Genomic DNA, 11375 nt, shown 5'->3' on the forward strand with positions numbered 1-11375 from the left:
GTTATAAATGAAAGAGGAATTAAAAAGGGTCAGAGAATACCTCATGACAGGTGTCTCTTACATGATTCCAATAGTTGTAATTGGTGGTGTACTGATAGCTTTTTCTATCGCCTTAAGCGGCGTACAGGAGGGCCAGGGAGCCGTAGTTACAAACCCCTTCTTGAAATCAATGATGGATATCGGCAATGCAGCATTCTCCATGATGGTCCCTGTCCTCGCTGGATTTATAGCTTATGGTATAGCCGATAGGCCAGGTATAGCCCCAGGGCTTGTTGGCGGTGTACTGGCAAACCAATTAAAAGCCGGGTTTTTGGGTGGTATTATAGCTGGTTTCATAGCAGGATATGTCGCAAGATGGGTTAAGAGCTGGAAAGTGCCTAAAAATTTGCGTCCCATAATGCCAATATTTGTAATACCTCTTGTATCTGCTCTTATTGTTGGCTATCTTATGATTTACGTACTGGGCAACCCCATAAGTTATGCTATGGAATCGATGACAGCCTGGCTTAAATCCATGAGCACCGGTAATGCCGTTATACTGGCTATGATAACAGGAGCAATGATAGCATTCGACATGGGTGGACCTGTCAACAAGGTCGCATTCATGTTTGGCAGTGCAATGATTGCCGAGGGTATATATACAGTGATGGGGCCAATAGCTGCGGCTATATGCACTCCTCCACTTGGAATGGGCCTGGCCACATTACTCGCACCTAAAAAGTATACAAAGACAGAAAGGGAGGCAGGATATGGTGCCCTTGCAATGGGCATGATAGGTATAACAGAAGGTGCTATCCCCTTCGCTGCCGCTGACCCCATACGTGTAATACCCTCAATCATGATAGGGTCATCTGTGGCCGCAGCAGTCGCTGCAATAGGGAAAGTGGGCGACCATGCACCTCATGGCGGACCAATAGTCCTGCCCGTAGTCGATAATAAGCTCATGTTTATTGTAGCAATACTGATAGGTACTGTGGTTACGGCAATTTTGGTGAATGCATTGAAAAAACCGGTAACTGATGATATTTCTGCAGAAGATGAAGCTGTAGAATAGAAATTATGCTATAATATAACTTGATAATTATATAAAAACTGAGGGTGATACAATGAATATAGTAGCTGTTACAGCATGTCCAACAGGTATTGCACACACCTATATGGCAGCCGAGTCATTAGAAAAAGCAGCAAAGTCCATGGGCCATAAAATAAAAGTGGAAACTCAGGGATCAATAGGTATTGAAAACAAGATAACACAAAAGGATGTTGAACAAGCAGATGTAGTAATATTTGCTGCTGATGTTGCTGTAAAGGAAGAATTCAGATTTAAAGGCAAACCAATATACAAGGTTGAAGCACAAAAAGCCATTAAAAGTGGAAAGGCTGTCATAGAAGAGGCGATAAAATCACTATCATCGTAAAGATAGTTGGGGCTGCAGTTCAGTTTGAGTTACAGTCCCAATTTATTATTTTAAAGCTATTTCTCAGCGTCATTAGAAGATTTTACATCCCCTTTTTGATAATTCCTGCATTAAAATTATTTATCAAGTGGGACAATCTTATGCCACTCTATAAATACCATCGCAAAAATTTTTAATTCATTTTTCGCCATTACCAGCTCCATACATAGAAAGCCATCTATTGAACAAAATAATTATGAGCAAACTTTATATGGAGGAGTTGATAACTTGGCGAAAAATTATAGAAACAGTAACAGAAATAATGACAACTTAAATCACATCCCAAAACATGATGATCGTTCTGACAACGTAGAAAAACTTCAAGATATGATACATGACACCATAGAAAACTATCGTGAGGCAGAAGACTACATCAAGCTTCATGCCGAGGAGCTAAGTAAAGAAGAGATTGACAGGATAAAAGAAAAGAATCGTCACCGTTTGGAAAGCATACATGGTATGAGGGATGAAATAGCAGACGAAGTAGATAATAAAGGAGATATGGGCAACAGATGAATGGGAGGGGCAAGATGTCTCTCCCTGATATAGAGCACAACAATAAAACATGTTCATACAATTTCTCCCCGTCTCATAATCAGAAATAAAAATATATGGTTAACATTTACAATAATATTGGCTATTTATATACCAAAAAGCTTGATAAGCGACATGCTTATAAAACTTAAAACAGAAAAATACGATAAGACCCGTAACAAGAACAGGTAAACCGTCACCCGTCATGTCCCTGATCTTAACCACCGTAGCCATGGATGATACAGACATGAAGATAAAAAGCTGGCTTGTCCAGTTTTATTTCACGTATAGTCACCTTTCTGTCATTAAACACTGACCCTAATATCAAGGCCATAGGCACAAGGAAAAGGATAATCCTGCATAAGCAGAAAATGCCTTGCGGTTTCAGCAAGACATTTCCTTTCTTTCAATCTCTCTATCAATCATACGAAACAGCCCCATGCTCATCACAGAGAGCACACCCATCATAGCAAACAGGGCCTGGCCTCCCAAACTATCCATTAAAAAACCAGCCAGCAGAGGCCCAAAAAAGCCTCCTGAGATCCACGTTAAGCCCCCCATGCCCATGTAGAGTCCCCGTCTATCCTCAGGAGCAATGCTGGCAAGAAGCGTAGTGTGGGTTGGAGCCATAAGCATCTCACCAACTGTAAAGACAGCATAGTCAAAAAGCAGGAGTGGCAGGGTATCAAAGAAACCTATTCCAACTGTACCTATACCTGTTAACACCGCAGCCAGTGCCATAACAAAACCCGGCTTCATATCCTTTATACTTTTTGATATGGGCAACTGCAAAAACACCACCATAGCGCCGTTCAATGCAAACATATATGCCGTAGGGTTGTATACACCCGAAACCTTTCCAATCAAATATAAAGGAGAAAAGTCTGCCGCTACTGCATAGGCAGTCTGGACCATTGACCCTGCCAGGATAGAAAGTAGCAATACCTTATCCTCAAAAATATAAAAATACCTCTTCCCCATATTCACAAAGGTCTTTACCTCACCGGAAGGCCTTGTCTCCTTTACCCACAAAAACACAGCTATAGAAAAACCAAAAAACACAATGGACGTGGCCAAAAAGACCATATTTCTGGAAAAGGTAAAAGCCCAGACACCGATAAGAGGACCTATCGCAGCACCTACATTAACCCCTACCCTTAAAAGCCCATAAGCCTCCTGCCTCTCCTCTTCGGTCATAATATCCGACACCATAGCATCCGCAGCAGGCCTGAATAAAGAGTTAAAAAACCCCTGGGAAAGGTTAATCACCGAAAAACACAGTGTGGTCTGTGCAAAAATAAATAAAAACAGCGAAACACTGGCCCCAAGAAGTGAAAAGAACATGACAGGCTTCCTTCCAAACCTGTCCGCAATATACCCCCCTATAAGGCTGCCTATAAGTGACCCAATCGGTCCAAGGCTCATTATAATGCCCACCCTGGAGACATCGCCACCTACCTTTGAATTTAAATATATAGCCATAAACGGCATAATCATAAAATTCCCTATACCGGTTAAGAGCTGCCCCCAGAACCTTATCCAGAAATTGAGGTTGTAGTGCCTTGTCATAAATATAAACCCCCACAGATTAAGTCCAGCAGCTCTATCTTATCATATGTATCCAGATAAGTATAGCCTTTTGCACAAATTAAAAAAAACAGGCCAAGATATGGCCTGTTTTTAGCGTATCCCCTTCTACTTGGTAAGCATTAACATATTTGTATTGCTATCGTATTTTGATGTCATTCCAAAGAGCACATTTATATCATCAGTAGATATCATGGTGACGCCATTATTGTTAACTATACCGTCAGTAATTGATACATCCTTTCCATCAACGATAGCTTTTTTCTCATTGGTCCATATATTAACTGTCGACTTGCCGTCTACAACCTTTACATACCCTTCAGGCACCCAGTCCACTGTACAACCAAGATACGTCACAAATCCCCTCAAAGGTACATACCACTTACCGTTTATCTGAGTTGGGGTTGATGCCATAAGCGGTTGATTGAGCATATTACCGTATACCACAAGCCTTGTCTTATTATACTTCGGTGGTAGTACAGTCTTTGGATTATCGGTATCAGTGGCCTTGTCAATTGTATACCTATCTATCAGCGTGCCGTCCATCTTATAAGCTGTCACTGTAAACTTGTCGTCATTAACTTCCGCCACCAGGTAGTTTGGTTGATCCTGTGGGTCATAGAAAAAAGCGTCCCATACCTTTTGTGAAACATCATCATAATATTTGTTCCCACTTCTGCCTGTAACATAGTACACCGTTCCTTGAGAAGGCTTAGCAACAAACTCATCATTGTTTATAGGATATGTTCTTGCAATATTGTGGTCATGACCGTTAAACACCACATCTGCATGGTATTTGTCTAATATGGGCTGGAAAACCTGCTTTATATACTCATTTGTCCTTGTAGCCTTGCTATAGTAGGGAGTCTTGTGGAAGAAAACAAATTTCCATGTTTTATCGGTATTTTTAAGGTCATTTTCAAGCCAGTCCGCTTGCACTTTTATAATATCCCCCGATGAAGCCTCTTCCTCCTCAAGCTGGCTGTCAAGTATCACAAAGTGGGCATCGCCATAGTCAAAAGAAAATACCTCTCCTTTTAAACCTTCAGGGCCGTTCTGTGGCATTGGAAACTGAGCAAGCCAGTCCACAGGCTTAGAGGAAGGACCTGTCTTGTTATACGTCTCATGATTTCCGTGCGGCCCCATCTCTGGGACATTATCAATAACACCTTTGGCCCCATCAAACCAGTTATTCCAGTGCACATAGTTTTGCCCCTGTTCCACAAAATCGCCCATATTCATAATGAATTTAGCATCAGGATTCGCTTTAAACGCATTCTGAACAGTCTGTTTCCACGGTCCATACTCAGGGTTGCTAACATTACCACTCTGACTGTCGCCAAATATCAAAAACTTAAAGCTATCAGTTTTATCAGTTTCGGTAGTAAAGGTAAAAACTTCACTCCAGTTGGTGCCGTCACCAACCCTGTATACATACCTTGTACCCGGTACAAGTCCAGTAATTGTGGCGGTATGTATATTTATATCGCCCAGGTCTGTACTGAATTCCCTCGTTGTAGCTTTTACTGTCAAGGCATTACCAGGAAACTGAGAAGCGTCTGATTCTCTGGCGTACTCTACAATGCCGCTTTTTACTGCTGTATCAGTACGCCAGGTAATTGTCTGCGTTGTAGCCGGGTCGTCGGTCCATGTAAGTGTCACGTGATCTGGTATTATCCCAGCTCCGGTAGGGCTGGCCGCAAAGTCTGCTGCTGGTATAAATAGTAAAGTCATGACCATTATCATGGCCAAAAACACTGATAAATGCCTTCTCATAATTCATCCCTCCAAACTGTTTTTAGTCCCTTAAGTTAAATTATAGGATAAGGATATGTAAAAAAAGTTAATTCATCGTTAACAATATATTAAAATACAGTTAAGTTAAGGTTAAAAATATACAACTTGTTGTATTATATGGTATACTCTAAAAAAGGGGTGATACACTTGGAACTTCAGGTGGCAATAATAAGATGCATACAGTATTTTCACAATCCGATCCTGGACTCATTCTTTATATTCATAACAAACTTTGGAAGCGAAGCCTTCTATTTTATCATTATCCCTATAATATACTGGAGCATTAATAAAAGAGCGGGGCTTGGTCTCGGAGTCACTCTCATATTATCCATTTATTTGAATGCCTTCTTGAAGGAAACGCTGATGACAAAAAGACCAATAGGCTACCCTGGCATAAGATCTATATATCTTTCATCTGCTGGCGGATATGCCTTCCCCAGCGGGCATGCTCAAGGCACATCCACTGTATGGGGATATCTCACAGGATATTTTAAGAGTAAATGGTTATACTGGCTTGGCTTATCTCTGATTGTGTTAGTGTCTCTATCAAGGCTCTATCTTGGTGTACACTGGCCCATAGATGTCGTTGGAGGTGCGGCATTGGGCCTGGCCATGGCCTATCTTGGTCTAAAACTGATTAATAACTTCAATAAAATAGAATCATATAAATATCCAATAAAAGTAGCGGCTTCTGCAATTATACCCACCGCCTTGCTTGCATTATTTACTCAGCCGGATTCATTTAAGTACCTGGCTATGCTCTCTGGCATACTGATAGGGTATTTTACTGATGAAGAATACATTGGGTACCAACCCAAATCAAATACGCCGGTGAAATCCATCCTAAAGTATTCTATCGGCCTTGTGGTATTCTTATCCATATACCTGGGATTGCGTATGCTACTACCATATAGCAACCTCACCAATATGCTGAGGTATTTCCTCTCAGGACTCTGGCTTACGTTGGGTGCACCATGGATATACAGTAGATTTAAACTTTAGAAGCTCAACACTGGTGATGTGATTATATTGCTATACCGCAAATTATATAATTTTTAAATATGCTTTTTAAACCAGTAAGAAGCTACTCTTTCTGTCACAAAGCCGCTACTCTCGTATAATCTTACAGCCTTTTTATTGGCACTAATTACACATAATTCTATATTATCAACATTTCTCCTTTTAAGTTCACAAATGAGCGAGTTTAATACTTTTTTGCCAATACCGTTGCCTTGAAAATCAGGGTCAATAGCTAATGCCTTTATCCATCCTGTGTTATCCTTGATATCAAACTCATAAATACCTGCAGAGGTGCCATGGTAAATGCATATACCCCTCTTATCCGGCATATATACCATTTTCTCAAGATCTTCATCAGTGTATGTAGTGCCATTCGGCGAGTTCAAAAACACCCTATTATATACATCCTTAAATAAAAGTCTATTTGATTTTGATTGGAGTCAGTTACACCCAGCTTTAATGTGGTAGGTATACTCTTTTACCATACCTTCATATTGTGCAAAGTGAGTGCTTGAGTCAAAATCTGCAATGAATTTAAAAAGTTTATGTCTTTCCTCATCATCAAGCTCGGTAAACGATTTAACTATTAAAGTAATCCCTCCCTATTAATGCGTCAATAGAGATTCAAACTGTGAGTTATATAGCTCATAGTAAAGGCCTTTTCTGGATATCAGCTCCGCATGGCTGCCCTCTTCCTCTATGCCGTTTTCCGTTAAGACGATTATCCTCCTGGCATTTCTAATAGTGGCCAGCCTGTGTGCTATGATGAAGGTTGTCCTGTCTTCAGCCAATCTCTCTATGGATTCCTGAATTACTGCCTCGCTCAATGTATCCAGAGATGAGGTAGCCTCATCCAGTATCAATATCTTGGGATTTTTCAAAAACATCCTCGCTATGGAAATCCTCTGCTTCTGTCCGCCGGAGAGCTTAACTCCTCTCTCCCCTATATAGGTGTCGTAGCCATAGGGCATCTCCATTATAAAGTCATGGGCATTGGCAAGCCTTGCAGCCTCGATGATATCTTCATCAGTGGCTTCTGGATATCCATAGGATATATTTTCTTTTATGCTGCCGGGGAAAAGGAATACATCCTGCTGCACTATCCCTATGTTCTTTCTTAAGGAATTGAGTGTGATATCCCTTATGTCAATCCCATCTATCCGTATAGTGCCGCTGTCTATATCATAAAACCTGGGTATAAGGCTGCACATGGTTGTCTTCCCTGCCCCTGATGGCCCAACTATTGCTACAGTTTCCCCTGCCCTTACCTTCAGATTAATGCCCGAAAGTACTTTTTTGTCGCCATCATAGCTGAAACTGACATCATCAAATTCAACATCGCCTTTTATATCATTCAGTTCAATTGCCCCGGGTTTATCTACTATAGTAGGCTCAATGGACATGAGTTCCTGAAACCTTTTAAAACCGGCCATACCCTGCTGAAACATCTCAGTGAAGCGGACAAATGTATTTAAAGGCTGTAAAAACTGGCTTATATAAATGAGATATGCTACAAGGTCACCGGAATTTATCATGCCAGCAGAGACATAATAGCCTCCCGCCACAATAGTTATAACTATGGTGAGGTTGGAGAGGAAATTAGTACCGGAATCAAATATTCCAATCTGCTTTACGGCCTGGCCTCTTGCCTCTTTAAACATCTCATTACCCCGGTCAAACTTAACCCTTTCCTTATCCTCGTTGGTAAATGACTTTACCACCCTTATGCCGGATATGGAGTTCTCCAGCCCGGCATTCACGTCGGCCAGTTTCTCCCTCATCTTGCGGAATGTTTTCTCCAGTTTAAAGTTGTATGTCACCATAAAATAGAGCATAAATGGTACTATGGTAAATATTATAAATGTTAGTCTTATATTTATGGTGCAGAGGAGAATAAATGCACCAATGATTTTTATAGTGGAAATCAGAAGGTCTTCCGGCCCATGATGTGCCATTTCCGATATCTCGTTCAAGTCATTTACAACCCTTGACATGATATGTCCTGTCCTGTTGCTGTCAAAAAAGTCAAAAGACAGGTCCATAATATGGGAGAACAGCTCTTTCCTCATATCATATTCCATCTTCACACCCAAAAGATGTCCATAATAACCCACAATGTATTCCATTATCATTCTGATAAAGTATATTATAAACAATGCCCCACCTATGATAAATATAAGCCTTGTATTACCTTGTGGAATGACATTGTTTATGAGGTCTCGCGTCACCATAGGGTACACCAGGTCTGCAGCAGAAATTAAAAGAGCACATACAAGGTCCAGTATTAAAAGCCATATATGCGGCTTATAGTAGCTGATGAATTTTCTAAGCATATTACCCTCCACTAAGTCTGTACTTACAACCTATTATAGATTATGTAGAAAAGGAAATCAATCTTATGGTAATATGCAAAACCCTTAATATACCTATCATTTCAATATAAAATACTCAAAGTAAACACCCTGCAAATATATTTTGCAGGGTGTTTTAACAGCAATAATCTACATAGAATGACAACAACAACCTCAAAACGAACGAAAAAGTCAGGTACCTGTATACCAAACCTTCTGCAGTAGAGTCAAAAATGATCTTTATTTCAGATGTCCATTAAACCATTCAGTAATCTCCTTAAGTCTCCTTATCCTGTGCTTAGGCTTACCACTGCGTGATAGCTCATGGTTTTCACCGTGGAACAGGCACAGCCTGGCCTCAATGCCAAAGTATTTAAGAGCAGAAAACATCTGAAGTCCTTCCCCCATCCAGCACCTGTAGTCCTCATCAGAATGGATAAACAGTGTTGGTGTCTTTACCCTGTCGGCGTATTTCAGAGGAGAGTGCTCCCAGTATTTATCCAAGTTGTCCCAAGGTGTACCACCTACCTGGTCGGGATTGAAATAGTATCCGATATCGGTAGTCCCAAAATCTGATATCCAGTTGGATATGCTCCTCTGTGACGCTGCTGCCCTGAACCTGTCAGTGTGGCCTATGATCCAGTTGGTCATAAAACCGCCATAGGAACCACCAGTCACACCTACCCTTGCCGGGTCAATATTGGTGTATTTCTCCAGCACATAATCTGTAAATTTCATGATATCCTCATAATCAATAGTACCATACTTTCCCCTTATGTCAGAAAACTCATTGCCCCTTCCATCACTGCCGCGTGGATTGCAGAAAAACACAAAGTAGCCTTCAGAAGCCCAATACTGCATCTCATGGAAATATATTTCACCATACACAGTTTTAGGACCTCCATGTATATCCAATATAGCAGGATACCTCTTACCTTCATCAAAGTCAGCAGGTTTCATTACCCAGCCATCTATTAAGACCCCGGGGGCAGTCTCCACCTCTATCCTTTCAGGTCTTGATAATGCCCTTTCTTTTTGCAGCCATTCATTAAATTTAGTAACCTGTCTTTCCTCACCATGTTCAAATGTATACAGCTCTCCTATCATTAGATTTCTAAAACCGATGAATAAAATTTCACCGTCCTTTACATCAAATGCCTCTACTGTACCATCTCTGTCAATAACCCTCTCAATTTTACCGCTTCTATCAAGTTTGTTAAGACATGCATTAAATCGCTCCGTGGATATAAAATAGAGGCATCCATTATCAACTTTAAAGCTTTTGCCGTGTCCATATCTTGAGTCACTCCCTACCGAGTTACCCAGACTCATATCCAGGTCCGGGGTTATCAAGCTGCGCTCTTCGGTAGTAAGATCAAATATATAAAACTTTTTATTTTCATTGATACCGTATCTCTTCATATCTGACCCTGAGGTTATTACCATATTATCATCCAGAAAATCAACATAGCCATAAACAAGATTGCTATCCTTATTTAGCTTCTTAAGTTCGCCTGACTTTAAATCATAGATGTAGACATCACTGGTAATGGGCATCCTGTCCGTATATGTACGCGCATTGAATACTAACCTTGACCCATCGCTACTAAGATTGAACATATCAACATCAGTGTACTCATCAGTAACAGGCGTTATATTTCCTGTTTCACTGTGATATAAGTACAACCTGTTTCTATCCTTATTGACAAAGCCTTTACCGTTGGCCCAGTATGGAATCTCATCAATAACCTGATAGTCCCTTTCCTCTTTCCTCTTCTTTAACTCATCTTTCTTCTCTTCATCACTCAGGCCATCAAGTTCCCTTTTATATAAGTTAAAACTCGCCGTAAAGACATAGGTCTCACCATCTACAGACTTTATGTCCGTTACCTTTTTATTAACAGTAAATGCCTCCACAGCCTCCCCACCATGGACGCTTATCTTATAAAACCTTGTGAAGTCCTCATCATTTTCTAATTTCTCTTTGTCCTTAGGGTTTCTATATCCCGGGAAAAGTATCGTATCACTATCCAGCCATATAAAACTGTCCTCCTCATCAAATGAAGTCAGTTGGAAATACATGTCTTTTCCTACATCATACACCCAGATATTTGACCGATACTTGTTCTCTTCCACATCCATCCTATGTACAATAAAAGCGGCATATTCACCATCGGGCGAATACTTAAGATCTGAAAGAAACTTGAATTTTGTAAAGTCATCCAGCTTTATTTTTTCCATGCAATGACCCCCTCTTATAATATCTCAACTATGTTATACCACTCTTTATAATTATAGCAAAATAAAATGGAAAAGATAAGCTACTTAATGACCCATAAAAATTGGAGCATATTAAATAATCCTTTTCCCACAATTTATCTTTTGACAAACACAAAAACCCTGTGATAGCTACTCAATAAAGTATCTATCACAGGGTTTTTAATATAAAGTCTGGCAGCGACCTACTCTCCCCTTGCGAGTACCATCGGCGCTGGAGGGCTTAACTGTCACCCCAAAAAGCAAGCTTCTCGGGGGACCCCGAAGGACTGTGTTCGGAATGGGAACAGGTGTTTCCCCTCCGCTATGGCCACCAGACCAAATTTCGGACGGTTGTTTTTACTTTGCCTCT

Annotated in this window: 9 protein-coding genes and 1 rRNA gene; 4 read left to right on the forward strand and 6 right to left on the reverse strand. The window is 40.7% G+C overall.

From position 1 onward, the window contains the following. Positions 1-7 precede the first annotated feature (7 nt). From FWJ32_RS09260 to tlp, 3 genes are all read left to right on the forward strand, one after another. Positions 8-1054, forward strand: a complete 1047-nt coding sequence (locus FWJ32_RS09260) for a PTS fructose transporter subunit IIC (protein WP_149545674.1) — start codon at positions 8-10, stop codon at positions 1052-1054. 52 nt (positions 1055-1106) lie between these two features. Further along, on the forward strand, positions 1107-1418 hold the full coding sequence (locus FWJ32_RS09265) for a PTS fructose transporter subunit IIB (RefSeq protein WP_149545675.1): 312 nt from the start codon (positions 1107-1109) through the stop codon (positions 1416-1418). A 267-nt stretch (positions 1419-1685) separates the two neighbouring features. Next, positions 1686-1973: a small acid-soluble spore protein Tlp gene (tlp, locus tag FWJ32_RS09270; protein ID WP_238988845.1), complete on the forward strand. Its 288-nt coding sequence runs from the start codon at positions 1686-1688 to the stop codon at positions 1971-1973. A gap of 402 nt (positions 1974-2375) precedes the next feature. Here tlp and FWJ32_RS09275 read toward each other — a convergent pair whose 3' ends face one another. Both FWJ32_RS09275 and FWJ32_RS09280 read right to left on the reverse strand, forming a co-directional pair. Further along, positions 2376-3560: an MDR family MFS transporter gene (locus FWJ32_RS09275; protein ID WP_149545676.1), complete on the reverse strand. Its 1185-nt coding sequence runs from the start codon at positions 3558-3560 to the stop codon at positions 2376-2378. 126 nt (positions 3561-3686) lie between these two features. After that, positions 3687-5354: a fibronectin type III domain-containing protein gene (locus FWJ32_RS09280; protein ID WP_149545677.1), complete on the reverse strand. Its 1668-nt coding sequence runs from the start codon at positions 5352-5354 to the stop codon at positions 3687-3689. A 168-nt stretch (positions 5355-5522) separates the two neighbouring features. On the opposite strand from FWJ32_RS09280, the gene FWJ32_RS09285 reads away from it, so the two are divergent. Next, positions 5523-6377 (forward strand): phosphatase PAP2 family protein, encoded by an 855-nt coding sequence (locus tag FWJ32_RS09285; RefSeq protein WP_149545678.1) that lies wholly within the window; start codon positions 5523-5525, stop codon positions 6375-6377. A 53-nt stretch (positions 6378-6430) separates the two neighbouring features. On the opposite strand, the gene FWJ32_RS09290 is transcribed toward FWJ32_RS09285, so the two are convergent. The 4 genes from FWJ32_RS09290 to rrf form a co-directional block, all read right to left on the reverse strand. Beyond that, positions 6431-6787 (reverse strand): GNAT family N-acetyltransferase, encoded by a 357-nt coding sequence (locus FWJ32_RS09290; RefSeq protein ID WP_149545679.1) that lies wholly within the window; start codon positions 6785-6787, stop codon positions 6431-6433. Between the two features lie 213 nt (positions 6788-7000). Continuing rightward, positions 7001-8728, reverse strand: a complete 1728-nt coding sequence (locus FWJ32_RS09295; protein WP_149545680.1) for an ABC transporter ATP-binding protein — start codon at positions 8726-8728, stop codon at positions 7001-7003. A 258-nt stretch (positions 8729-8986) separates the two neighbouring features. Beyond that, positions 8987-10987, reverse strand: a complete 2001-nt coding sequence (locus FWJ32_RS09300) for a S9 family peptidase (protein ID WP_149545681.1) — start codon at positions 10985-10987, stop codon at positions 8987-8989. Positions 10988-11195: 208 nt separating this feature from the next. Further along, positions 11196-11341 (reverse strand): 5S ribosomal RNA (rrf, locus tag FWJ32_RS09305). Positions 11342-11375 lie beyond the last annotated feature (34 nt).

It is taken from the genome of Calorimonas adulescens (assembly GCF_008274215.1).
GTDB classification, from domain to species: domain Bacteria; phylum Bacillota; class Thermoanaerobacteria; order Thermoanaerobacterales; family UBA4877; genus Calorimonas; species Calorimonas adulescens.

Bases quoted from the DNA above. Each gene is read 5' to 3' on its own strand.
- FWJ32_RS09260 (WP_149545674.1), top strand. From the start codon at position 8: ATGAAAGAGGAATTAAAAAGGGTCAGAGAATACCTCATGACAGGTGTC.
- FWJ32_RS09265 (WP_149545675.1), top strand. From the start codon at position 1,107: ATGAATATAGTAGCTGTTACAGCATGTCCAACAGGTATTGCACACACC.
- FWJ32_RS09275 (WP_149545676.1), bottom strand. From the start codon at position 3,560: ATGACAAGGCACTACAACCTCAATTTCTGGATAAGGTTCTGGGGGCAG.
- FWJ32_RS09280 (WP_149545677.1), bottom strand. From the start codon at position 5,354: ATGAGAAGGCATTTATCAGTGTTTTTGGCCATGATAATGGTCATGACT.
- FWJ32_RS09295 (WP_149545680.1), bottom strand. From the start codon at position 8,728: ATGCTTAGAAAATTCATCAGCTACTATAAGCCGCATATATGGCTTTTA.
- FWJ32_RS09300 (WP_149545681.1), bottom strand. From the start codon at position 10,987: ATGGAAAAAATAAAGCTGGATGACTTTACAAAATTCAAGTTTCTTTCA.